Origin of the sequence: Azospirillum agricola (assembly GCF_020005195.1) — a bacterium.
Classification (GTDB): domain Bacteria; phylum Pseudomonadota; class Alphaproteobacteria; order Azospirillales; family Azospirillaceae; genus Azospirillum; species Azospirillum agricola.
In genome coordinates, this window is record NZ_JAIFZR010000004.1 from 419,821 (window position 1) to 442,404 (window position 22,584).

A 22,584-nucleotide genomic window follows, 5' to 3' on the forward strand; every position below is an offset into this window, starting at 1 on the left:
TATTCCCTGAAGCCGGAACGGGCAGACGGGGCGGCATGATGAACCGGAACCAGCGCAGGACCGCCGGCGCCACCAGCGCGAAGGGCAACGCCGCCGCTGCGACGGCGGCGGCGAACCTGCTGGCGCAGGCGGTGCCCCTGCATCAGGCCGGGCGGCTGGCCGAGGCCGAGGCGCTCTACCGGCAGGCGCTGGCCGCCCAGCCACGCCAGCCCGACGCGCTGCATCTGCTGGGCATGATCGCCTGCCAGACCGGGCGCTTCGCCGACGCCGCCGAACTGATCGGGCAGGCGGTCGGCGCCAACCGCAACGTTCCCGACTACCACGCCAATCTCGCCTTCGCCCTCCAGTCCCTTGGGCGTTCGGCGGAGGCGGAAGCGGCGGCCCGTGCCGCGCTGCGCCTGCGCGCCGCCTTTCCGGAGGCCGCGAACACGCTGGGCAACGCGTTGAACGCGCAAGGCAAGTTCGCCGAGGCCGCCGCAGCCTACCGCGACGCCCTGCGCGCCCGTCCCGACTACGCGGAGGCCAAGGGCAACCTCGGCGCCGTCCTGCGCACCCTGGAGCGCTCGGGCGAGGCCGAACCGCTGCTGCGCCAAGCGCTGGCCGGCAACCCGCATCTGGTCGAGGCGCGCGCGGCGCTCGGCCTCGCCCTGCTCGACCTGGACCGGGTGGAGGAGGGCGTGACGACGCTGAAGATGGTGGTGGCCCAGCGCCCCGACCATGCCGGCGCCTGGCTGGCGCTGGCCGGAGTGGTCCAGCGCCGGGGCGACGACGCGTTGCCGATCTACGCCCGCTATTGCGCGGTCGAGCCGGCGGACGCCGAGGCGTGGAACGGTTACGGCCTCGGCTTGCAGAAGGCCGACCGCATCGACGCCGCCGCCGCCGCCTTCGCCCGCGCGGTGCGGCTCACCCCTCTGATGACCGAGGCGCTGACCAACCTCGGCAACGCGCGCCGCCTGCAAGGGCGCAGCGTCGAGGCGGCGGCCCTGCAACGACGGGCGCTCGACCTGCGGCCCGACTACGCGGCGGCCCACGCCAATCTCGGACAGGCGTTGCAGGATCTGGGCGATGACCGGGGCGCCGAGGCCAGCTTCACCCGGGCGCTGGAGTTCGATCCCGGTGAATCGGTCGCGCGCTTCAACCGCGGCATCCTGCGGCTGCGCCGGGGGCGGCTGGCGGAGGGCTGGGCCGACTACGCCGACCGTTTCGCCTCCGGCCGGTTGAGCCGTCCCCGCAGCCTGCCGATTCCGGAGTGGAACGGCGAGGATCTGTCGGGTCGCCGCATCCTGCTGTGGGCGGAGCAGGGGCTGGGCGACGAGCTGATGTTCGGCTCCATCCTGCCCGACGTGATCGCGCGGGCCGGGTCGGCGATCCTGGAGTGCGATGCCCGCCTCGTTCCGCTGTTCCAGCGCTCCTTTCCGACCGCCACGGTGCGTCCGCCGACGGAGGGGCCGCGCGACGCCGACTGCCACGCGCCCTTCGGGTCGCTGCCGCGCCGGTTGCGCGGCCGGCTGGCGGACTTCCCGGCCCGGTCCGGCTGGCTGTGTCCGGAGCCGGCGCGGGCCGCCCTGTGGCGCGACCGGCTGACGGCGCTCGGCCCCGGCCTGACCGTCGGCATCGCCTGGACCAGCCGGCGGATCACCACGGAACGGCGGTCCGCCTACACCACGCTGGACCAATGGGGGCCCATTCTCCGCCTGCCCAACGTTCATGTCGTCAGCCTGCAATATGACGGGCGCGGCGAGGAGATCGCCGCCGCCGAGGAACGGTTCGGCGTGCGCATCCATCGCTGGGACGATCTCGATCAAATGGCCGATCTCGAGGCCACCGCGGCTCTGATTGCCGGTCTGGATCTGGCGGTCACCGTGGCGTCGTCGGCGGGCGAACTGGCTGGTGCGCTCGGGGTTCCGGTGTGGCGGCTCGGCTGGCCGGACTGGACCCATCTGGGTGCTCCGACCCGGCCCTGGTTTCCCAGCATGCGCTGTGTCCATCCACGTCGGGGAGAAACGTTGTCGGATGCACTTGTTCATATTTCTCAATCGATTGTGAAGTTCTCTGGAGATTCCAGATGAATGTTCAGGATCGATTCGCCGCCGCTCTGCGCCACCATCGGGAGGGGAAACTCGCCGAGGCTGAAGCGTTGTACCGGAAGCTTCTCGACGCCGAGCCGACTCATGCCGATGCGCTTCATCTGCTTGGCGTCTTGAAACATCAGATGGGAGAAAGTCTACAAGCCATTGAATTGATTGAAAAGGCTCTGGCGATCGACGACACCCCCGCCGATTTTCACGGCAATCTCGGGTTGGCGTTGCAGGCGTTGGGGCGGCTGGAGGATGCCGTTGCCGCCCAGGAGCGGGCCATTGCCCGCAACCCCGATCACGCCGGCGCCCATTTCAACCTTGCCCTGGCGCTGGTCGCCGTCGGAAAGCGCGAGCCGGCGGCGGTCCATTACGCCGAGGCGGCGCGCCTGTCACCCGACCTCGCGGATGCCCACCTCAATCTTGGGGCCATCCTCCAGGACCTGGGGCGGGCGGACGAGGCGCTCGCCGCCCATGAGCGCGCGGCGGCCCTGATGCCCGGCGACCCGCGTCCTTGGATGAACCGCGCCATCAGCCTGCGGCATCTGGGACGTCTGGACGAGGCCGCCGCCGCTGCCCGGCAGGCCGCGGCGTTCGGGGGCCGGGGGCCGGATGGCGAAGCGGCGGCCCTCGCCATGCTCGCGGCGACTCTGCACGGGCAGGGACGCTTGCGGGAGGCGGCGGAGCGCTACGCTGAATCCCTGCGGTTCGATCAGAAAAATCCGATTGTTCTCAATAATTTTGGTCTTCTTCTTCAGGATTTGAATGAACATGATCGGGCCGCCGTCTGCTTCGATGCGGCCTTTGCCCTGAAGCCCGATTTCGCGGAGCCTCGCGACAATCTCGGCACGTTGCGCGCCAAACAGGGGCGTTTGGCCGAGGCCGAGGCGCTGCATTGCGCGGCGCTTCGCCACAAACCGGATCTGGCCGGCGCCTGGAACAATCTGGGCAACGCCCGCAAGGCGCTGGGGCGGAGGCCGGCCGCGCTTCCGGCATGGCGCGTCGCCATCGCCCTGGAGCCTGGACGGGCCGAGTTCCAGTCCAACCTCGGCAACGGCCTGCGGGAGGACGAGCGTTTCGCGGAAGCGGACCTCTGCCACCGCCGTGCCGTCCGACTGGCCCCCGGTGAGGCGGTTCCCAACAACAACCATGGTCACGCCTTGCAGGGCCGGCTTCTTTTCGCCGAGGCCGCGGGCTGGTTTCGCCGCGCCCTGGCGCTCGACCCGGCCTACGCCGAGGCGTGGAGCAACCTTGGGCTGGCGCGGCAACGGCAGGGCGACGCCCTGGCGGAGCGTTGCTACGACCGTGCCCTGCGGTTGCGTCCGGACCTGCCGCTGGCCCATTTCAACAAGGGGCTGCTGCGCCTGGAGGCTGGTGACCTGACGGCCGGCTGGCCGGGCTATGCGTGGCGTTTCGCGGCGGGGCAGGTCGGGGCCGGCCGCCAGCCGCGCGCGCCGGCGTGGCGTGGCGAGGATCTGGCCGGGCGCCGCCTGCTGGTCTGGGGCGAGCAGGGGGTCGGCGACAGCATCCTGTTTTCCGCCCTCGTCCCGGAGATCGCCGTGCGCACCCGGTCCGCCATCCTGGAGGTCGACCACCGGCTGGTGCCGCTGTTCGCGCGCTCCTTCCCCGGATTGACCGTGCGGGCTGAAGCCATCGATGCGCAGGGCCGCGAGACGATGGCGGTCGCCGATTACGACCGCCATGTCCCGATGGGGTCGCTGCCGCGCGTGCTGCGCGGGAAGCTGTCGTCCTTTCCCGCCGGCGCCTCCTGGCTGGTTCCCGATCCGGCGCGGGTTGCCGGGTGGCGGGACCGGCTGGCGGCGCTGGGATCCGGGCTGACCGTCGGGATCGGCTGGCGCAGCCAGCTTCTGACGATGGAGCGCAGCGCCGCCTATGTCGGCCTGGAGCGTTGGGGGGCGCTGTTCGCCGTGCCGGGCGTCACCTGGGTGGTTCTGCAATATGGCGACTGCGAAACCGACATCGCCGAGGCGGAGCGGCGCTTCGGCGTCCGCCTGCACCGCTGGGGCGATCTGGACCGCAAGGATGATTTCGACGGCGTGGCGGCGCTGATCGCCACGCTCGACCTCGTGATCTCGCCGGCCATGTCGGTGGGGGAACTGGCGGGCGCGCTGGGCACGCCGGTCTGGCGCTTCGGCCATCGGGACTGGACGCAACTCGGCAGCGGCGTCCGCCCCTGGTTCCCGTCGATGCGGCTGTTCCAGCCCCGTCCGGGAGAGGAGCTGGCCGGGACGCTCGCCCGCATGGCGGCGCACCTGCGCGCCTTGGCGCCGCCGACGCGGGACGCCAGCCCGCCCTTCGTCCCCCCGCCCGATCCGCAAAGCCTGACCGTCAGTCTCGGCGACGGGTTGCGGCTGCATCAGGCGGGTCGGCTCGACGAGGCGGAAACGGTCTATCGCGCCATCCTCGCCGCCGACGCGGAGCATCCCGACGCCCTCCATCTGCTGGGTGTCGCCGCCCATCAGCGGAACCGCAACGAGGAGGCGGCGGCGCTGATCGCCCGCGCCATCGCCCGGCGCGGCGACGTTGCCGAGTATCACGGCAACCGCGGGTCCGTTCTCCAGGCGCTGGGACGGTTGCCGGAGGCGGTGGGTTGCTATGAAACGGCGCTGCGGCTGCGTCCGGCATACCCCGACGCGCTGAACAATCTGGGAAGCGCCCTCCAGGCGCTCGGCCGCCTGCCCGAGGCCGAGGCGCGCTACCGCGCCGCGCTGGCCCAGCGGCCCGGCTTCGTCCAGGCGCTCGCCAACCTCGGGACCGCGCTGCACGCCATGGGGCGACGGACGGAAGCGCTCGCCTGCCTCGCCGATGCGGTGGCCCGCGATGCGGCGGCGCTCGACGCGCGGCTCGGGCTGGGAGCGCTGCTGAACGATCTGGGACGCGCCGCCGAGGCGGAGATTCAGTATCGCGCGGCGTTGGCCCTGGACGACGCCGATTCCGACGCCCATGCCGGGCTGGGGGCCGCCCTGTTCAAGCGCGGACGCCACGCCGAGGCCGCCGGCAGCCTGGAGCGCGCCGTCGGCCTCGGCAACCGCCGCGGCACCACGCTGGATCTGCTGGGCGCGGCGCATCGCCTGCTGGGCGATCCGGCGGCGGCCGAGCGCTGGCACCGGGCGGCGGTGGCGGCCGAGCCGTTGCGGGCGGCCGCAAGGACCAACCTCGGTCTGGCCGTGGGTGCGCAGGGGCGCCTGGGCGAGGCCGCCGTCGGGCACCGCCAGGCACTGGCCCTCTCGCCCGCCTTTCCCGAGGCGCTCAACAACCTTGGGGTGGCGTTGCAGGGGCTGGGAGCGGGGGAGCCGGCGGTTGCCTGCCACCGCCGGGCGGTGCGGCTGGCTCCGGCCTCGGCGGAAAGCTGGGGCAATCTGGCGGCGGCGCTGCTGACCCTGAAGCGCCCCGGCGAGGCGCTGGTGTGCGCCGTCCGCGCGGTGGCGCTGGCTCCGTCCCTGACCGGCGCGCTGACCACCGGAGGTGCCGCGCGGAAGAGCATGGAGCGTTTCGCCGACGCCGCCCGCGACCATCGGCGGGCCTTGCGGGTGACGCCGGGCCACGCCAAGGCCTGGTCGAATCTCGGGACCGCGCTCGCCGGTCTCTCGCGCTGGGGGGAGGCGTTGACGGCGCACCGTCGCGCGCTGGCCCTCGCCCCGGCGCTCGCCGACGCCCATCTCAACCTCGGTCATGCGGAGCAGGTGCTCGGCCGGAGCGGCGCGGCGCGGCGGCACGCCGAGCGGGCGATCCGATTGGCGCCGGGCCGCGCCGACGCGCGGATGAACCGGGCCCTGTTGCGTCTGTCGGCGGGCGACCTGGACGGCGGTTGGCGGGACTACGCCGCCCGTTTCCCGGCGGGCGAGTCACGGGGGCGGCGCTTCGCGATGCCGGAATGGCTGGGCGAGGATCCGTCGGGCCTGAGCATCCTGGTGTGGGGGGAGCAGGGGCTGGGCGACGAGATCATGTTCGGCACCGCCTTGCCCGATCTGGTCCGCCGGGCCGGCCGGGTCGTCGTCGAGTGCGACGCCCGTCTCGTGCGCCTGTTCGCCCGCGTCCTTCCGGGCGCCGAGGTCCGGGCGCCGACCGGCGATCCGCAGGATTGCGACCGTCACGCCGCGATGGGGAGCGTCGCGGCGATCCTGCGGCGGCGGTTGGGGGATTTTCCCACCCATCCCGGTTTCCTCGTTCCCGACCCGCTGGAAGCGGCGCGCTGGCGCGACCGGCTGACGGCGCTTGGTCCCGGCCCGACGGTCGGCGTCTGCTGGCGGAGCAGCCGGATCACGGCGGAACGGGCCGGCGCCTACAGCCGGCTCGACCAGTGGGGGCCGCTGTTCGCGGTGCCCGGCCTGCGTTTCGTCAATCTGCAATACGACGAATGCGCCGCCGAACTGGCGGACGCCCGGCGGCGGTTCGGTGTCGCCGTCGCGACGTGGCCGGACCTGGATCTGCGCAACGATCTGGATGCGGTGGCGGCGCTGATGGCCGGCCTCGACCTCGTGATCACGGCCCCGACCTCGGTCGGTGAACTGGCGGCGGCGGTCGGCACCCCGGTGTGGCGCCTGGGCGGAGCGAACGACTGGTCGGCGCTGGGGGCCGGCGTGCGTCCCTGGTTTCCGGCCATGGCCGTGCTGGGGCGCGACGGGCGCGGCCACGCCGACACGATCGCCGCCGCCGCCCGGTGCCTACGGGGGATGGTGTCGTCTCCTGCGCCGAATAAGGGCGAAGGGCAAAAATTAATTGTCGGTTAACCGGATGGCCGGTACCGTGATCGTGGTGAGGGCTTGGTCGCGAGGGAGGGAAGGCCATGTCGGGCAGCGTGTCTGGCGTCAAGCAAATGGTGTCGGACCTCAACAAGTCCCTCAACGCGGCCATCGCCGCGGCGCAGGAGGCCGCGGCCCCGGCGGCGGCGACGGGCGACGTGAAGAGCTACGAGAAGACCGTCCGGAAATCCTCCTCCGACAGCCGCATGTTCGCGACGGACATCGGGGTGCTGTCGAAGAACGTCAGCCGGCTGAACGTGGTCGGCACGCTGGCTCCCAACGACAACGTCGACTTCTACAAGTTCCGCGTCACCACCAAGGGTGAGGCGACGATCGGGCAGGTCGGCGATCCGGGGATGCAGATCCAGGTCATGAGCAAGACCGGGCAGGTGGTCGCCGACAGCAACGAGAAGGCGGGCAAGGCCTACGATTCCTTCCGCAGCCTGCAACGCGGCGAGCTGACGCTCGACCGGGGCGACTACACCGTGCGGGTCAGCCGCGCCAAGGGCGAGTCGGCCAGGGAGCAGAAGAACTACGCGCTCCAGTTCACCATGGGCTCCAGCTATTCCCAGGATTACGACACCATCGCCAAGGAGCCGAGGAAGGGCGACAGCCCGTTCCAGCTCTCGGACAACCAGCAGAAGATGCTGGACGGGTTGAATCAGGCGATCAGCAACATGAACTCCATTCCCAGCGGCCAGACCGGCACGCAGAAGCTCATGGGAAGCTTCAACCTGTTCGTCTGAGCGGTCGTTCGGCGACGCCGCGCTTTCCAAACACCATGAAATCCTTATTAATGGGCGCCGCTCCCAACCTGGGGCGGTTGTTTGCGGCGCAGCCGGGGATGATCGGCCAGCCTTGCGGCGAGGGGGCGGGGCGGCGCATTCGTGCGGTGACCCGGCTCACGCTTCGTCGTAAGCTGCTGCGTGATGACGACATGGGCTTGCAGGAAAGGGCGGTCGGTTGAGGTCTGAGGACGCTCTTGCCAACATTGACGTTGCGGTGCTGGCCGGTGGGCTCGGCACGCGCATCCGGGGAGTTCTGGGCGACACCCCCAAGGTTCTCGCACCCGTGGCGGGTCGGGCGTTCCTGGGGCATCTGCTCGACTATCTCTCCACCCACGGTTCGCGCCGGGTGGTGCTGTGCCTGGGGCATCTGGCCGACCGGGTGACCGCCTGGCTGGCGCGCGGTGATTCGGCCGGTGCGATGGACGTCGTCTGCCAGATCGAGCCGAAGCCGCTGGGGACCGCCGGGGCGCTCGGCTATGTCCGCAAGGAGTTGCGGTCGAACACCATCCTGGTGATGAACGGCGACACCTTCCTCGACGCCGACCTGCGCGCGTTCGTCGCCGCTCACCGGCTGTCCGGGGCGGAGGCGTCGGTGCTCTGCGTCGCCGTCGACGATGCCTCCCGGTACGGCCGGGTCGAGATCGGGGCCGACAGCCGGATCCGCCGCTTCATCGAGAAGGCGCCGGGAAGCGGCACCATCAACGCCGGGGTCTATCTGTTCTCCGCCGCCTTCCTCGACCGGGTGATCGCCCAGGGAGCGGTGTCGCTGGAGCGCGACGTGCTGGAGAAGGCGCCACCGGGCAGCCTGAACGCCCACGTCGCCAAGGCGCGCTTCATCGACATTGGCACGCCGGAAAGCCTTGCGGCGGCCGGCGGGGTGATCGGCGTGAGAGACGCATGATCATCAGCCGCACCCCTTTCCGTGTCTCCTTGTTCGGAGGAGGCACCGACCTTCCGCAATGGTACCGCCGCAACGGCGGCTCCGTGATCGGCGGGGCGATCGACAGATACTGCTACATCAGCCTGCGCACCCTGCCGCCCTTCTTCGAGCACAAGCACCGCATCGTCTATTCGAACATCGAACTGGTGCGGCGGACGTCGGAGATCCGGCATCCCTCGGTCCGCGCCTGCCTTGCGGAGATGGGAATCGAAGCTGGGCTGGAAGTCCATCACGATGGCGATCTGCCGGCGCGGTCGGGGCTGGGGTCGAGTTCGTCCTTCACGGTCGGGCTGCTGAACGCGCTCCACGCCTATCGCGGCCACATGGCGAGCCGTCGGGAACTGGCCGAGGAGGCCATCCGCATCGAGCAGGAGGTGATCGGCGAGAATGTCGGGTCGCAGGACCAGGTGTGGGCCGCCTTCGGCGGGCTGAACCGCATCGATTTCCAGACCGATGGCGGCATCGACGTCACCCCGCTGATCATCGGCCGGGAGCGGCGCGACGCGCTGCAAAATCATTTCGTCCTGTATTTCACCGGTCTGTCGCGCTTCGCCTCCGACATCGAAGGCGACAAGATCGCGAACCTCGCCCGGTGCGAGGAGCAGTTGCATGGTTTGCGCGCCCTGGTGGACGAGTCCGCCGCGATCCTTGGCGATCCGCGTCGTGATCTGGCCGAACTGGGCCGGCTTCTGCACGATGGCTGGATGCTGAAGCGCGAATTGGCGTCCAACGTCTCGACCGCCTTCATCGACTCGCTCTATCAGGCGGCGCTCGATGCCGGTGCGCTCGGAGGCAAGCTGCTGGGGGCGGGAGGCGGCGGCTTCCTGCTGCTGTTCATTCCGCCGGAGCGTCAGGCGGCGGTGCGCGAGCGGCTGAAGGATTTGACCGCCGTGACCTTCCGTTTCGATTCCGGCGGCAGCAAGATCGTCGTCTACGAGCCGGACGATTTCGAACGCCGCCGCCGAGCCTGATCGCGCTGCCGAGGGCGGCTCCAGGTGCGAAGGGGCCGCGCCCCGTCCGCGCGCTGGCGGGCCCGCGGGAACCGGCCTGGACTCCCGATCCGGAGCGGGGCAAACTCGACCATCGAATTCAATTCCGTGGCTTTTGTCCGACGATAACCACCCCATGGCCATCATCCTCGTCCGCGCCGACGCGTCGCCCGCCATCGGAACAGGGCATGTGATGCGCTGCCTCGCGGTCGCCGAAGCGTTGCGCGAGGACGGTCACGAGGTGATGTTCGCGGCGGCGGAATCGACCCCGGCCATCGACCGGCGGCTGGCGGCCGAAGGATTCCGCCAAATCGCCATCGCCGGACCGGTCGGCGAGGCGGCGGACCTTGCGGCGACCCGCGCCGCCCTGCGGCGGGAGCATGCGTCGGCGGTGATGCTCGACGGCTACCGTTTCGGCGATGCCTACCGCGCCGGCTTGCGGGCGGCGGGTGCGCGGGTGCTGGCCTGGGACGATCTGGGGGACGGAAGCGCGCTGCACGCCGATCTGGTGGTCAACGCCGCGCCCCAGGCGCACCGGCTGCCCTACGACCGGATGGCGCCGGGGGCGCTGCTGCTGCTCGGTCCGGCCTACGCGCCGCTGCGGCGGGAAATCCGGCAGGCGGCGCGTGTCGACCGGCGCCCGATCGCGGGGCGCCCGGTCCTGTTGCTGACCTTCGGTGGTTCCGATCCGTTGGGGCTGACCGGCCCGCTGCTGGAGGCGCTGGCCGTCCGTCGGCCGTCCGGCTGCCGGCTGGTTGCCGTGGTCGGCGGCAGCAACCCGCGAGCCGCCGAGGTGTCGGCGTTGGGGGCCCGGCTCGGGCCGGGGGTGTCGGTCGAGGTCGATTGCCCGCGCATGGGGACGCTCATGGCCGAAGCGGGGCTGGCGGTGTCGGCCGGCGGCGGAACGATGGGGGAACTGGCCGCGCTGGCGGTGCCGACGCTGTTGGTGGTGACCGCCGACAACCAGGCGCCGGCCAGCGCCGAGGCGGCGAGGCTCGGCTGGTGCGACGCGGTGGATGCCCGGCGTGGCGACGTGGTTCCGGCCATCGTGGAGACGGTTCTGGCCCTGTGGAGGGAGCCGGCGCGGCGTGGCGCGATGGCGGCCGCGGCCGCGGCGCTGCCGCTGGACGGCGAGGGCGCCTGCCGGATCGCCCGCGCCTTCGCCGCCGCCCGCCTCACGCCGCCCGTCGTGACGTGACCGGTCAGCTCACCATCCGCCACGTCCCGTCGCGCTGCTGGCAGGCGGTGCCGAAACCCTGCTGGGTGCGGCCCTGGACGACGATGGTCGTCTGGTATTCGCGGCACAGCTCGCCCGACGCGCCGGTGCCGTCGCGCACCGGGGTGTAGCTGCCGTAGTTGCCGCTCTGCGGGTTGTTCCAGCGGATGGTGCTGCCGGTCGGCGCCGCGTAGGCGTTGTTGGCCGCCTGAAGCGCGTAGGTCTGGTCGGCGCGGTCGAGCGAGGCGCCCGCCATGTTGCCGAGCGCCGCGCCCAGCAGCGTGCCGACACCGACCGCGACCAGCTTGCCGCTCCCGCCGCCGAAGCGCGACCCGGCGAGACCGCCGGCCACGCCGCCCAGCACGGTGCCGGCGGTCTGCTTGTTGGCGGCGATGCCGCCGTAGGAATCGCCGTAGCCCGGCTGGGCGCAGCCGGCGAGCGGGGCCGCGAGCAGGCTGGCGGACAGGGCGACGGCGAGGAAGGGCTTGGCTTTCATGATCGGCTCTCGTCTGTCTTGAAAGGACGTCTTCGAACGGTCGGTTCCAGCACCATCAACATGGCAGACCCGCGAATTATTCCGTCCGCGTGACGGGCTCCCCCTCTGCCCCTATGATCGCCGGCAACGGATCCCGTGAACGGGCCGGCGAAGATATGGGAGGAGACTTGCGATGCTGCCCCAGGCGGACCGCTATGAGACCATGCGCGACCAGTTCGTCTGGCGCGTGCCCGAGCGTTACAACATCGGCGTCGACGTCTGCGACAAGTGGGCGGAGTGCGAGCCGGATCGGCTCGCCCTGATCCACAAGCGCCGCGGCGGCGGGGTGGAGGAGTATCGCTTCGCCGACATCCGCGCCCTGTCCAACCGCTTCGCCAACGTGCTGGCCGCCCATGGCGTGGCGCGCGGCGACCGGGTCGGCATCCTGCTGCCCCAGGCGCCCGAAACCGCCGTCTCGCACGTCGCCGTCTACAAGATGGGCGGCGTCGCCGTGCCGCTCTTCTCCCTGTTCGGGGTGGAGGCGCTGGAGTATCGCCTCGCCAACTGCGGCGCGCGGGCGGTCGTCACCGACGCCGTGGGCGCCGCCAAGCTGGCGCGGATCCGCGACCGGCTGCCGGACCTGCGCGCCGTCTTCCGCATCGACGGCATCGAGGACACGCCGGACTGCCTGGACTGGCACGCCCTGACCGACGCGGCGTCGGACGGCTTCACCCCGGTGGACACGGCGGCCGACGATCCGGCGGTCATCATCTACACCTCCGGCACCACCGGCCAGCCGAAAGGCGCGCTGCACGCGCACCGGGTGCTGCTCGGCCATCTGCCGGGGGTCGAGATGTCGCACGACCTGTTTCCGCAGCCGGGCGACCGCATCTGGACCCCCGCCGACTGGGCGTGGATCGGCGGGTTGCTCGACGTGCTGCTGCCCGCCTGGCACCATGGCGTGACGGTGGTCTCGCACCGCTTCGAGAAGTTCGATCCGGAGGAGGCCTTCCGCCTGCTGGCCGAGTTCGGCGTCCGCAACGCCTTCCTGCCGCCGACCGCGCTGAAGATGATGCGCTCGGTCGCCGATCCGCAGACGCGCCATGCCTATTCCATGCGTTCGGTCGCCAGCGGCGGCGAGACGCTGGGGGCAGGGCTGCTCGACTGGGGGCGCCGGACCTTCGGCGTCACCATCAACGAGTTCTACGGCCAGACCGAATGCAACATGATCGTCTCGTCGGCGGCGACGCTGATGCCACCCAAGCCCGGCATCATGGGCCGCCCGGCCCCCGGGCATGACGTGGCGGTGATCGATTCCGCCGGCGACCGGCTGCCTCCCGGCGTGGTCGGGCTGATCGGCGTGCACCGGCCCGACCCGGTGATGTTCCTCGGCTATTGGAACAACCCGGACGCCACGGCGGCGAAATTCATCGGGGACTGGCTGGTCACCGGCGACCAGGGGGAACTGGACGCGGACGGCTACATCCGCTTCGTCGGACGCGACGACGACGTCATCACCTCGGCCGGCTACCGCATCGGGCCCGGCGAGATCGAGGATTGCCTGATCGGTCACCCGGCCGTGCGCATGGCCGCCGTCGTCGGCGTGCCCGATCCCCTGCGCACCGAGATCGTCAAGGCCTTCATCGTGCTTCAGGAGGGGGTGACGGGCGACGACGCGCTGGTCGCCTCCATCCAGGAGCATGTGAAGACCCGGCTGGCCGCCCACGAATACCCGCGCGCCATCGAGTTTCTCGATCAGCTTCCCATGACCACCACCGGCAAGATCATCCGCCGCGAACTGCGTGACCGTACCGCATCATGACCGAGACCCTGTTGCTTGTCGCCGCCTTCCTTGCCGGGGCCATGAACGCCGTTGCCGGCGGGGGAAGCTTCCTCACCCTGCCGGCCCTGATCTATGCCGGGGTGCCGCCGGTCGCCGCCAACGCCACCGGCACCGTCGCCCTGCTGCCGGGCTACGCCAGCGGGGTCTACGGCTATCGCAACGATCTGGCGCCGGTCGGCGATCTCGGCCTGCCGGTGATGGCGCTGGTCAGCCTCGTCGGCGGATTGGCCGGGGCGGGGCTGCTGCTGGTCACGCCGGATGAGGTGTTCCGCGGCGTCGTGCCCTGGCTGCTGCTGCTCGCGACCGGGCTGTTCGCCTTCGGCGGAGCGCTGGCCGCGCGGCTGCGCTCGGTCGGGCTGCACGGGCGGGGCGCCCTGCTGGCGACCCTGTTCGTCGTGTCGGTCTATGGCGGTTATTTCAACGGTGGGCTCGGCATCCTGCTGCTGGCGCAGTTCAGTCTGTTCGGCATGACCGACCTCAACGCGATGAACGGGCTGAAGAACCTGTTCTCCGCCGTGCTGACCGCCATCGCGGTGGTGGCCTATGCGGCGGGCGGCGCGGTGGACTGGCCCAAGGCGGCGCTGATGATCCTGGCGGCGGTGGCCGGCGGCTATGTCGGGGCGCGGGTCGGGCGGCGAATCCCATCGGCCGTCCTGCGCGGCGGCATCATCGCCGTCGGGCTGGCGATGAGCCTGCTGTTTTTCTTGAAATGAAGGGCGGGGGCCGCGCTATAGAGTGCGCAGCCCCTCCACCGACCGCGTGCGTCCCGCCATGCTGACCGTTTCAAACCTCGACCTGTTCTACGGCGACGCCCAGGCGCTCGACGGCGTTTCGCTGGCGGTGGCGGAGGGGGCGACCACCGCCATCGTCGGCGCCAACGGGGCCGGCAAGACCTCGCTGATCCGCACCGTCGCCGGCATCCTGAAGCCGGCGCGCGGCAGCATCCGCTTCCGCGACCGCGAGATCGGCGGGATGCCCAGCCATCTGGTCTGCGACCTCGGCATCGGGCAGGTGGCGGAAGGGCGGCAGATCTTCCCGAGCCTGAGCATCCGCGAGAATCTGGAGATGGGCGCCGTCATCCCGCGCGCCCGCGCCGGCGCCCGGCAGACCTTCGAGCGGGTGCTGGACATGTTTCCCCGGCTGCGCGAGCGGCTCGATCAGGCGGCCGGCACGCTGTCCGGCGGCGAGCAGCAGATGCTCGCCATCGGCCGCTGCCTGATGGGCAAGCCGGACCTGATCATGTTCGACGAGCCGTCGCTCGGCCTGTCGCCCGCCCTGGTGCAGGAACTGTTCCGCATCATCCGCGCGCTGGCGGCGGACGGCATGACCATCATCCTGGTCGAGCAGAACGTCGCCGCCTCGCTGAGGATCGCGCAGCACGCCTATGTGCTGGAGAACGGTCGCGTCGCCCTGTCGGGGACCGGCGAGGCGCTGCTCGCCGATCCGGCGGTCAAGCAGGCCTATCTGGGGCTGTGAGGCAATCCGGGAAAAGGGAAAGCCACCGGAGGGCGGCTTTCCTTTACCGGTAAATCATCACGCCGCCCGCTTGTGGTCCTGCTGCGCGCGGACGAAGTCGCACGCCTGCCCGACCTCCCGCGTGAAGCTGTCGTAATCGATGGCGAGGCCGTTCAGGTAGGCGCTCCATCCCGCCGAGGATTTCGCGTAATGGACGGCCGCCTCGATCTCCGCGTCGCTGGCGCCGAACAGCTTGGCGATGGCGGTGTGGTAGAACACGCAGTAGCGGCATTTCGTCACCGCGGCGATGCCGAGGCCGATCAACTCGCGGACCTTCACCGGCAGCGGGCCCTCGTCCAGTTGGACGGCCCGGAACAGGCGCCATTCCGCCTCCACCGTGTTGTCCGGCAGTTCCTTGAAAAAGCTGGGGACCAGACCGAAGATCCCTTCGATCTCCTGATACACCTGCTGGCGATCCATGTGCCCCTCCCTGTGCGAACGGACAAGGGCACGACACCCCCGCACCGTCTTGTGGGCGGTCGGGGGGCGTCGTGCCGTCATGTCGGAAGGGACAGTGTGCGCCGGTTGCCGGTCGGGGGCGGGTGCGCAGAAGCACAGTGCCCCTTCCGGGGAGACCGGAAGCCGTCAGGCCCGCTGGGCCTCAAGCGCATAGGCGAGCAGCCGCTCCGCCGAGCGCGTCCGGTCGCCTTCCGCGCCGGCGTCGCCCGAGGACAGGGACCGGCCGAAGGAGAAGGGGCGGAAGCGGTCCCGGATGTCGTCGGGCCAGCCGGCGGCGCTGTCCTCGGGGCCATGGCCAAGGATCAGGCGGGCCAGCGAGGGCGGCAAGCCGCCGGAGGTCGGCAGGCAGACGACCGGCCGGGTGCGCGCGAACAGGTCGGCGACGAGATTCGATCCGCCGAAGGCGATGATCGCGTCGGGATCGAAGCGCTCGACCGCTCCGACGATGGCCCGCAGCTTGTCCTCGTCGAAATGCTTCTGCGGGAAGGAGAGCATGCGGAGCCGCGAGCCGGAGGTGGCGATGGTCTGGTCGCCGTCATACCCCTCGTTGACATCGTGGCTGTATTCGGGGACGAAGCCGTTCTCCCCGACGATCGCCATGGCGTTGGGGTTGACGATCACCACCTCGCAGCCATGCACGTCCTGGATGCGGCGGGCATAGTCGAAGGCATCCGCCGTCGGCTGGTGGTCATGACCCAGCATCTGGTTGGTGATGAGCGCGACCTTGCGGATCCTGTCGCGGGGCAGGGCGGGGCGCAGTTGTGCCGCCAACCCGTAGCGGCGCGTGGTTTCCTCCACCAGAAGCCGGTGGAAACGGCGGAACTCTCCAGTTTTGAAGCTGTCAATGTCGCCGGAGCGCGCCTCGCCCTGGAACAGGCGCATCGCTATGCCCCAATAGGCGTAATGGAGCGAGGGGATGGAGAAGCGCAGCGGATCGTCGAGCGCGGTCTGGACAAGATGGCGGTAATGCGCGATGTCGCCGTCCAGCAGGAACAGCAGGGAATAGCGGCGCATCACGTCGCCCATGCTGTAGTTGGCGTCGACCTCCGCCGCCGCCGCCTTGCGGGTGTCGTCGTCGTAACGCCGGATCAGGTTGGCCAGGGCGCCGACATTGCCCCAGCTCTCGCCCTCGTTGGTCAGCAGGGTCAGGGCGCGGGCGAAGCTCAGGGCCGCCTCGCGGGTGCGGCCGCAGGCGTGCAGGGCATGGCCGAGATTGGCGTGGAACAGGGGGGAGCCGCCGTCACCCGCCACCGCCTGCCCGATCATCGCCACGGCATCCTCCGCCCGGCCGGTCTGGAGCGCGATTACACCCAGCAGATGCAGCGCGTCGGGATGGCCGGGCGAGGCCGCCAGCACGTCGCGGTACAGGCGTTCCGCCTCGTCGGTGCGGCCGGCGCGGTGATGCTCGGTCGCGACGGCCAACGTCTGTTCGATCATGTCCATGGTGGCGTTCCTGTTGCCGGGTCGGCGGACCCTGTGTGATCCCTGCCGGGTGTCGTTCGCGCGGGTGCTCGGTCGATCTTTATCCTGTTTTAGGGGATGTGCGGTCAACTTTCCGCATGCGCGGCTTTTCGACCCCACGTTGGGCATCCTTGAAAGCACTGTCGGCGGTGATCCTCCTGGTCGCCTCGGAGCCCGCCTGCGCCAGCGGTTCACGGGAGGATCCGGTGGGGACGCCCGCGGCCCGAATCGTCATCAGCCTTGCCGACCGCCGGCTCCATCTGCTGGAGCCGGGGCGGGAGGTGCGCAGCTTTCCGGTCGCCATCGGGCGGCCGGGGGTGGCGATCCCGCTCGGCGACAGCGCCGTGATCCGCAAGCGCCGCAACCCGACCTGGCGGCCGACCGCCGCGCAACGCCGGGCCAAGCCGTCGCTGCCCTTGTCCGTTCCGCCGGGACCTGGCAATCCGCTGGGCAGGTTCGCCCTGGATCTCGGCTGGGCCGCCATCGCGATCCACGGCACCAACGAACCGGACTCGGTCGGGCGGAGGGCGAGCGCCGGCTGCTTCCGCATGCTGCCGGCCGACATCGAGGCGCTGTTCGACGCGGTGCCGGTCGGCACGCCGGTGCGGGTCCAGCGCGACTCGACCGGCATCCACCCCACGGTCGAGGCGAGGGCCGCGCCCACGGTGCGGCCGGCGGGCGTTTCCGCCACGGCGCCCGTGCGGGCAACGGTTTCCCCACCATCTCCGCTCCCGCCGCCCGTGCCCCCGCCATCCTCGACGGTGCCCGACCCGCCGCCCTCGCCGGTGCCGGACCCGCGCTGTCCGACGGCGACGGCCCCCTTGCGGCGCCTGATCTGCGACACGCCGGCCCTGTCGGTGCTCGACGGGCGGGCGCGGGGGCTCCAGGAGCGCTTTCTGGCGGGTCTGCCGGACCGCGCCGACGCCGCCTACGCCCTCCTCCGGGACGAGCGGCGGTTCGACGACCGGATCACGGCGCTGTGCTGGATCCGTCTGGGAAGCGAGAGCGACCCGGCGGTCGCCGCCGCCGCGCGATCCTGTCTGGCCGGGGCGCTGAGCGGCCGTCTCGAGGATGTGGCGAAGCGGATCGCCGAATTGCAGGGCGGCGGCCGCGTGGCGGGCCGCTGAGCGGCGCGTTTCGCCGATTCCATCAACAATCCGTTCGATCTTCTCTTGCCTGGACCGGGCTGGGCTGCTAACCCGCAGGGCTTCACTCTTTCGGGTCGCCGCCGCTCCATGCCCATCGATTACTATCTCAACATCGCCGCCTCGGGCCTGTTGACCGGCCTCGTGTATGGGCTGGCGGCGCTGGGGCTGTCGGTCATCTTCGGCGTGGTGCGCGTCGTCAATTTCGCCCATGGCGAGATGATGGTCGCCGGCATGTACGGCGCCGTTCTGCTCGCCGGCTTCCTGGGGCTGGATCCGCTGCTGTCGGCGCCCATCGTCGCGGTGCTGCTGTTCGGCTGCGGCTGGATGTTGCAGCGCGGCCTGGTCAACAAGTTCGTCGAACGGCCGGAGCACATGCAGTTCATCCTGCTGCTCGGCATCGCCAGCATCCTCGTCAACGCCATGCTGATGATGTTCGGGCCGGACGCGCGCAACGTCTCCGTCCCCTACAGCTTCGACACGGTGGAGGTCGGGCCGTTGCTGCTCGACGCGGTGCGGCTGCGCGCCGGCGCCGCGGCGATCGTCGTCGCGGCGGCGCTGTTCGCCTTCTTCCGCTTCAGCCGCACCGGCAAGGCGATCCGCGCCTGCGCTGACAACCCGCTGGGCGCCCGCGTGGTGGGCTTGAACATCGACGGGCTCTACGCGCTGACCTTCGGCATCGGCGCCGCCGTCGTCGGCATCGCCGGCGCGCTGATGAGCCTGCTGGTCGACGCCCGGCCGCAGCTCGCCCCGGAATACACGCTGCTCAGCTTCATCATCGTCATCGTCGGCGGTCTGGGCAGCCTGCCCGGCGCGCTGCTCGGCGGCATGCTGATCGGCGTGTCGGAGGCGCTGGCCGGGTTCCTGCTGATGCCCTCGCTCAAGTCTCTGTTCAGCTACGCGGTGTTGATCGTGGTGTTGCTGCTGCGCCCGCAAGGGCTGTTGGGGAAGCGGTCATGACCGGACGCGGCCTCGTTCTCCTGGCGCTGGCCGGCCTGCTGCTGGTCGTGGCGCCGCTGGTCGGCGACCGCTACGTCGTCTCGGTGCTGACCACCGTGCTGTGGTTCGCCTATGTCGGGCAGGCGTGGAACGTGATGATGGGCTTTTCCGGCCTGCTGTCGCTGGGCCATACGCTGTATGTCGGCCTGGGCGCCTATGTCAGCGCCGCGCTGTTCGTGCATTACGGCGTCGGGCCGTGGGCCGGGATGGTGCCGGCCATGCTGGTGGCGGTCGCGGTCGGGACCTTCATCGGCTTCCTGGGCTTCCGCTTCGGCGTGAAGGGGGTGCATTTCTCCCTGCTGACCATCGCCTTCGCCGAGGTGGCGCGGATCGGCTTCGACCACATCCAGTGGCTGGGCGGCTCGGGCGGGTTCTTCCTGCCGGTCGAGGCGGGGGTCAGCGACCCGCTGAACCTGCGCGGCTCGCCGCTGCTGTTCTATTACGTGATCCTGGCGCTGGTGGTCGGCGCGCTCGCCCTGTCGCGGGTGCTGCTGCACAGCCGGCTCGGCTACCAGTGGCTCGCCGTCCGCGAGGAGCCGGAGGCGGCGGAGGCGGTCGGCGTCGACCTGTTCCGCGCCCGCATGACCGCCGTGGCGGTGTCGTCGGCGCTGACCGCGCTCGGCGGCGTGTTCCAGGCCTTCTATTTCAACAACCTGTTTCCCGAGCAGGTGTTCTCCATGGGACGCTCCATCGAGATCATCCTGCCGGCCATCGTTGGCGGCATCGGCACGCTGATCGGCCCGATCCTGGGCGCCTTCATCCTGACGCCGATGGGCGAGGCGCTCACCTTCGTGCTCGAGGAGAGCGGCTTCGACCTGCCCGGCCTGAAGCAGCTCTTCTACGGCGTGGCGCTGGTGGTGATCGTGGTGTTCCGGCCGGAGGGCGTGTGGCCCTGGCTGGCCCGCCGCCTGCGCCTGGTCCGCCAGCCGGGTGAGGGAGCCTGAAATGACCGCGCTGCTCACCGTTTCCGGCCTGTCCAAGCGCTTCCGCGGGCTGAAGGCCGTCTCCAACGTCTCCTTCGAGGTGCCGGAGGGGCGCATCCTGGCGCTGATCGGCCCGAACGGCGCCGGCAAGACCACCACCTTCAACCTGATCGCCGGGGTGTTCCCGCCGGATGAGGGCACCGTCACCCTGAAGGGCGTGCGGCTGACCGGGCTTAAGCCCAACCAGGTCTGCGCCGCCGGGATCGGCCGCACCTTCCAGATCGTCAAGCCCTTCGGCGAGCTGACGGTGGAGGAGAATGTCGTCGTCGGCGCGCTCGCCCGCGAGCGCTCGGTCGCGGTCGCCCGCAGCCAGGCCCGCGCGGTGCTGGAACGGCTGGAGCTGCTCGATCAGGCGGCCCGTCCGGCGCGCAGCCTGACGCTGCCCGACCGCAAGCGGCTGGAGGTCGCCCGCGCGCTCGCCACCCGGCCGACGCTGCTGCTGCTCGACGAGGTGCTGGCCGGCCTGCGGCCCACCGAGGTCGACCGCATGGTCGAGGTCCTGCGCGAGCTGAACCGCCGGGAGGGAATGACGATCCTGATGATCGAGCACGTCATGCGGGCGGTGATGGCGCTGTCCGATCAGGTCGTCGTGCTGGACCATGGCGAGAAGATCGCCGAAGGGACCCCGGCGGAGGTCGTCGCCGACCCCCGCGTCGTGGAATCCTACCTGGGTGCCGAGGAGGGCTGAGCGTCCTTCGGGCGTGTGTCAGTTGTTCAGGGTCGAGCTGTCCTCGCGGAAGCGGACCCAGGCGATCTCGGCGGTCAGCGGCTTGCCCGGATACTGGAAGCGGTGCAGCCAGGCGGTATCGCCGGCGCCGTTCCAGAATTGCAGATAGAGCCGGCCGGGCAGGCGCGGCAGCTCGTCCGGCTTGCCGGTGGCGGTGTGCACCGCCTTGCCGTCCACCGTCCAGACGATGCGGTCGGGCTTCCACTCGAAGCCGTAGGTGTGGAATTCCTTGGCGGCGTCGAAGCCGAGGTCGATCACCGTGTCGCGGTGGCCGACGCCGTTGGCGACGTAGCTGATCTCCAGCTTGGTGGTGTCCTTGCCGGCGATGCCCATGGTGATCTCGTCCCACGGATCGCCGAAGGGCGGACCGGTGTAGTGCGAGACCGAGGTCATCACCCCCTCCGCCTTCACCGCCTTCAGGTTCACGCTGTAGGTGCCCGGCCCGTAGAAGCGGTGGGTGCGGTACTCGGCGCAGGACATCGCCTCGCGGCCGCTTGGCTGGTTGGTGACGGACAGGGTCAGCTTGCCCTTCTGGATCGCCAGATTGCCCTCGTTCCAGCCGCAGCCCATGTAGCTGCCGTTGCTCCAACCGTTCGATTTCTGCCAGCGCGTGCTGTCGAATGTGGCGAACCGCTCCTCGAAGCTGCCTCCCTGGCGGCTGAAGGCCGTCTCCGCCCGCGCCGTCTGGCTGGCGAGCGCGGCCGCCAGTCCGACGCCCATCGCCACCATCGCGGCCTGTCTGCGAACCCGCATGTCCACCTCCATCGACGGGAAGGGACGCCTCCACCGTCGGGCGTCCGCCTACCCGATATCGCGGAGGGGAGGGAAGGAGGCAATGGCGCGTCAGGGGTGCGACCGACGGTCGGGCGGCTTACCCGTGCCGGCGGCGGCGGGGTACCTCCGGCGGCGGTTCCGGCGCGGCGCCCTCAAACATCGGTCACGCCGCTCTTGGGAATGCGGATTTCACGGTGGACCGACATGCTGAGCAGCAGGCCGACGCCGATCATCAGCGTCAGCATCGCCGACCCGCCGTAGGACACCAGCGGCAGCGGGATGCCGACCACCGGGATCAGACCCATCACCATCGCGACGTTGACGAAGACGTAGAGGAAGAACTGCGCCGTCATCCCGACCGCCACCAGCCGGGCGAACTGGCTGCGGCAGCTCAGCGCGATGACCCAGCCGTAGATCAGCAGCAGCAGATAGAGGGCGAGCAGCGCCAGCGCCCCGGCCATGCCGAACTCCTCGGCCAGCACGACGAAGATGAAGTCGGTGTGCTTTTCCGGCAGGAACATGAGCTGGCTCTGCGAACCGGACATGAAGCCCTTGCCGAACAGTCCGCCCGATCCCAGCGCGATCTTCGATTGCAGGATGTTGTAGCCGGCGCCGAGAGGGTCGGTCTCCGGGTCGAGGAAGGTGTAGACGCGCTGCTTCTGGTAGTCGTGCAGGAACTCCCAGGCGACGGGGATGGCGCCGAGACCGCCGCCGATCACCAGCAGGAACTTCCAGATCCGCACGCCGGCCGCGAAGAAGACGGCGCCGCTGCCCATGATCAGCAGCATGGAGGTGCCGAGGTTCGGCTGCATCAGCACCAGGGCCACCGGCGTGAAGACCAGCAGCAGGGGCGGAATCAGCAGCAGCGGGCGGCCGATCTGGTCCAGCGTGACGCCGTGGAAATAGCGGGCCAGCGCCAGCGTCAGCGCCGGCTTCATCAGCTCCGACGGTTGGAGCTGGAAGAAGCCGAGGTCGATCCAGCGCTGGGCGCCCATGCCGATGCGGCCCATCAGCTCCACCGCGAGCAGCAGGCACAGCACCAGGAAGAAGATGACGTAGGCCGACTTCATCAGGTGCCGGACGTCGATCAGCGCGATGCCCAGCATCAGGACGAAGCCGGGAATGGCGCGGACGAGCTGCGGCTGCGCCCAGGGCTTCCAGTGGCCGCCGGCGGCGGAATAGAGCAGGGCGACGCCCACCGCCGTGATGATGGCGACCAGCAGCACCAGCCCCCAGTTGATCAGCCGGAATTTCGTGCCGAGGGTAAGCTGGGAGCGCTGGGGCTCCAGCCCGCCGGAACCGAGGTTGGATAGGACCGCGACCATGTGCCGTGTTCGTCGATGGGGCCCGGCGGCGCCGGCCGGGCGGATGCGGCGGATAATGCGGCAAGGGACCACGGCGGTAAAGCCGGGCGCGGGTGCGGCGCCCTTTT

19 protein-coding genes are annotated in these 22,584 nt (G+C 70.5%); 14 read left to right on the top strand and 5 right to left on the bottom strand.

Going from position 1 to position 22,584, the window contains the following annotated elements; translation table 11 throughout:
* Positions 1 to 35: 35 nt before the first annotated feature.
* From JN22_RS10800 to pseG, 7 genes are all read left to right on the top strand, one after another.
* Positions 36 to 2,069, top strand: a complete 2,034-nt coding sequence (locus JN22_RS10800) for a tetratricopeptide repeat protein (protein WP_223677672.1) — start codon at positions 36 to 38, stop codon at positions 2,067 to 2,069.
* The gene (locus tag JN22_RS10810) at positions 2,066 to 6,826 is read left to right on the top strand and encodes a tetratricopeptide repeat protein (RefSeq protein WP_085553935.1); all 4,761 of its coding nucleotides are present in this window, start codon (positions 2,066 to 2,068) and stop codon (positions 6,824 to 6,826) included. Before JN22_RS10800 ends, JN22_RS10810 begins: the two co-directional genes overlap by 4 nt.
* Positions 6,827 to 6,882: 56 nt before the next feature.
* Positions 6,883 to 7,584 (top strand): hypothetical protein, encoded by a 702-nt coding sequence (locus JN22_RS10815; RefSeq protein WP_085553936.1) that lies wholly within the window; start codon positions 6,883 to 6,885, stop codon positions 7,582 to 7,584.
* A 50-nt stretch (positions 7,585 to 7,634) separates the two neighbouring features.
* Positions 7,635 to 7,805: a hypothetical protein gene (locus JN22_RS10820; protein WP_179166119.1), complete on the top strand. Its 171-nt coding sequence runs from the start codon at positions 7,635 to 7,637 to the stop codon at positions 7,803 to 7,805.
* Positions 7,802 to 8,527, top strand: coding sequence for a nucleotidyltransferase family protein (locus tag JN22_RS10825; RefSeq protein ID WP_085553937.1), 726 nt, complete (start codon positions 7,802 to 7,804; stop codon positions 8,525 to 8,527). The genes JN22_RS10820 and JN22_RS10825 overlap by 4 nt, the downstream gene beginning before the upstream one ends.
* Positions 8,524 to 9,537, top strand: coding sequence for a GHMP family kinase ATP-binding protein (locus JN22_RS10830; protein WP_085553938.1), 1,014 nt, complete (start codon positions 8,524 to 8,526; stop codon positions 9,535 to 9,537). The genes JN22_RS10825 and JN22_RS10830 overlap by 4 nt, the downstream gene beginning before the upstream one ends.
* A gap of 154 nt (positions 9,538 to 9,691) precedes the next feature.
* Positions 9,692 to 10,753, top strand: a complete 1,062-nt coding sequence (pseG, locus tag JN22_RS10835) for a UDP-2,4-diacetamido-2,4,6-trideoxy-beta-L-altropyranose hydrolase (RefSeq protein ID WP_085553939.1) — start codon at positions 9,692 to 9,694, stop codon at positions 10,751 to 10,753.
* 4 nt (positions 10,754 to 10,757) lie between these two features.
* Here pseG and JN22_RS10840 read toward each other — a convergent pair whose 3' ends face one another.
* Complete coding sequence (locus JN22_RS10840) at positions 10,758 to 11,267, bottom strand: RT0821/Lpp0805 family surface protein (RefSeq protein WP_085553940.1); 510 nt, start codon at positions 11,265 to 11,267, stop codon at positions 10,758 to 10,760.
* A 172-nt stretch (positions 11,268 to 11,439) separates the two neighbouring features.
* Between JN22_RS10840 and JN22_RS10845 the strand changes: the two genes are divergently transcribed.
* From JN22_RS10845 to JN22_RS10855, 3 genes are read left to right on the top strand one after another with little or no spacing between them, the layout of a single operon-like run.
* Positions 11,440 to 13,068 (top strand): acyl-CoA synthetase, encoded by a 1,629-nt coding sequence (locus JN22_RS10845; protein WP_085553941.1) that lies wholly within the window; start codon positions 11,440 to 11,442, stop codon positions 13,066 to 13,068.
* Positions 13,065 to 13,802: a sulfite exporter TauE/SafE family protein gene (locus JN22_RS10850; RefSeq protein ID WP_085553942.1), complete on the top strand. Its 738-nt coding sequence runs from the start codon at positions 13,065 to 13,067 to the stop codon at positions 13,800 to 13,802. The genes JN22_RS10845 and JN22_RS10850 overlap by 4 nt, the downstream gene beginning before the upstream one ends.
* A 58-nt stretch (positions 13,803 to 13,860) precedes the next feature.
* Positions 13,861 to 14,565, top strand: coding sequence for an ABC transporter ATP-binding protein (locus JN22_RS10855; RefSeq protein WP_085553943.1), 705 nt, complete (start codon positions 13,861 to 13,863; stop codon positions 14,563 to 14,565).
* Between the two features lie 57 nt (positions 14,566 to 14,622).
* Here JN22_RS10855 and JN22_RS10860 read toward each other — a convergent pair whose 3' ends face one another.
* Together JN22_RS10860 and JN22_RS10865 are read right to left on the bottom strand one after the other, a co-directional pair.
* A complete protein-coding gene (locus JN22_RS10860) occupies positions 14,623 to 15,024 on the bottom strand; it encodes a carboxymuconolactone decarboxylase family protein (protein ID WP_179166120.1) in 402 nt (133 codons plus the stop codon).
* A 165-nt stretch (positions 15,025 to 15,189) separates the two neighbouring features.
* The gene (locus JN22_RS10865) at positions 15,190 to 16,506 is read right to left on the bottom strand and encodes a tetratricopeptide repeat protein (RefSeq protein WP_085553945.1); all 1,317 of its coding nucleotides are present in this window, start codon (positions 16,504 to 16,506) and stop codon (positions 15,190 to 15,192) included.
* Positions 16,507 to 16,730: 224 nt separating this feature from the next.
* On the opposite strand from JN22_RS10865, the gene JN22_RS10870 reads away from it, so the two are divergent.
* The 4 genes from JN22_RS10870 to JN22_RS10885 all read left to right on the top strand — a co-directional run bounded on the left by JN22_RS10870 (position 16,731) and on the right by JN22_RS10885 (position 20,339).
* Positions 16,731 to 17,651, top strand: coding sequence for a L,D-transpeptidase family protein (locus JN22_RS10870; RefSeq protein WP_223677673.1), 921 nt, complete (start codon positions 16,731 to 16,733; stop codon positions 17,649 to 17,651).
* 108 nt (positions 17,652 to 17,759) lie between these two features.
* Entirely contained in the window at positions 17,760 to 18,629 is an 870-nt protein-coding gene (locus JN22_RS10875) for a branched-chain amino acid ABC transporter permease (RefSeq protein WP_085553947.1), read from the top strand.
* Positions 18,626 to 19,612, top strand: coding sequence for a branched-chain amino acid ABC transporter permease (locus tag JN22_RS10880; RefSeq protein WP_085553948.1), 987 nt, complete (start codon positions 18,626 to 18,628; stop codon positions 19,610 to 19,612). Before JN22_RS10875 ends, JN22_RS10880 begins: the two co-directional genes overlap by 4 nt.
* Before the next feature lies 1 nt (position 19,613).
* Positions 19,614 to 20,339 (top strand): ABC transporter ATP-binding protein, encoded by a 726-nt coding sequence (locus tag JN22_RS10885; RefSeq protein ID WP_085553949.1) that lies wholly within the window; start codon positions 19,614 to 19,616, stop codon positions 20,337 to 20,339.
* An 18-nt stretch (positions 20,340 to 20,357) separates the two neighbouring features.
* On the opposite strand, the gene JN22_RS10890 is transcribed toward JN22_RS10885, so the two are convergent.
* A complete protein-coding gene (locus tag JN22_RS10890) occupies positions 20,358 to 21,131 on the bottom strand; it encodes a family 16 glycosylhydrolase (protein ID WP_223677674.1) in 774 nt (257 codons plus the stop codon).
* 173 nt (positions 21,132 to 21,304) lie between these two features.
* Positions 21,305 to 22,477 carry a rod shape-determining protein RodA gene (gene rodA / locus JN22_RS10895; RefSeq protein WP_085553951.1) on the bottom strand — a complete coding sequence of 391 codons (1,173 nt, stop codon included), beginning with the start codon at positions 22,475 to 22,477 and terminating at the stop codon, positions 21,305 to 21,307.
* Positions 22,478 to 22,584: the final 107 nt, after the last annotated feature.

What these genes read in the sequence shown, in the direction of transcription:
- JN22_RS10800 (WP_223677672.1), top strand. Translation starts at nt 36, where the DNA reads ATGATGAACCGGAACCAGCGCAGGACCGCCGGCGCCACCAGCGCGAAG.
- JN22_RS10810 (WP_085553935.1), top strand. Translation starts at nt 2,066, where the DNA reads ATGAATGTTCAGGATCGATTCGCCGCCGCTCTGCGCCACCATCGGGAG.
- JN22_RS10815 (WP_085553936.1), top strand. Translation starts at nt 6,883, where the DNA reads ATGTCGGGCAGCGTGTCTGGCGTCAAGCAAATGGTGTCGGACCTCAAC.
- JN22_RS10820 (WP_179166119.1), top strand. Translation starts at nt 7,635, where the DNA reads ATGGGCGCCGCTCCCAACCTGGGGCGGTTGTTTGCGGCGCAGCCGGGG.
- JN22_RS10830 (WP_085553938.1), top strand. Translation starts at nt 8,524, where the DNA reads ATGATCATCAGCCGCACCCCTTTCCGTGTCTCCTTGTTCGGAGGAGGC.
- pseG (WP_085553939.1), top strand. Translation starts at nt 9,692, where the DNA reads ATGGCCATCATCCTCGTCCGCGCCGACGCGTCGCCCGCCATCGGAACA.
- JN22_RS10840 (WP_085553940.1), bottom strand. Translation starts at nt 11,267, where the DNA reads ATGAAAGCCAAGCCCTTCCTCGCCGTCGCCCTGTCCGCCAGCCTGCTC.
- JN22_RS10845 (WP_085553941.1), top strand. Translation starts at nt 11,440, where the DNA reads ATGCTGCCCCAGGCGGACCGCTATGAGACCATGCGCGACCAGTTCGTC.
- JN22_RS10850 (WP_085553942.1), top strand. Translation starts at nt 13,065, where the DNA reads ATGACCGAGACCCTGTTGCTTGTCGCCGCCTTCCTTGCCGGGGCCATG.
- JN22_RS10855 (WP_085553943.1), top strand. Translation starts at nt 13,861, where the DNA reads ATGCTGACCGTTTCAAACCTCGACCTGTTCTACGGCGACGCCCAGGCG.
- JN22_RS10860 (WP_179166120.1), bottom strand. Translation starts at nt 15,024, where the DNA reads ATGGATCGCCAGCAGGTGTATCAGGAGATCGAAGGGATCTTCGGTCTG.
- JN22_RS10865 (WP_085553945.1), bottom strand. Translation starts at nt 16,506, where the DNA reads ATGGACATGATCGAACAGACGTTGGCCGTCGCGACCGAGCATCACCGC.
- JN22_RS10875 (WP_085553947.1), top strand. Translation starts at nt 17,760, where the DNA reads ATGCCCATCGATTACTATCTCAACATCGCCGCCTCGGGCCTGTTGACC.
- JN22_RS10880 (WP_085553948.1), top strand. Translation starts at nt 18,626, where the DNA reads ATGACCGGACGCGGCCTCGTTCTCCTGGCGCTGGCCGGCCTGCTGCTG.
- JN22_RS10885 (WP_085553949.1), top strand. Translation starts at nt 19,614, where the DNA reads ATGACCGCGCTGCTCACCGTTTCCGGCCTGTCCAAGCGCTTCCGCGGG.
- JN22_RS10890 (WP_223677674.1), bottom strand. Translation starts at nt 21,131, where the DNA reads ATGCGGGTTCGCAGACAGGCCGCGATGGTGGCGATGGGCGTCGGACTG.
- rodA (WP_085553951.1), bottom strand. Translation starts at nt 22,477, where the DNA reads ATGGTCGCGGTCCTATCCAACCTCGGTTCCGGCGGGCTGGAGCCCCAG.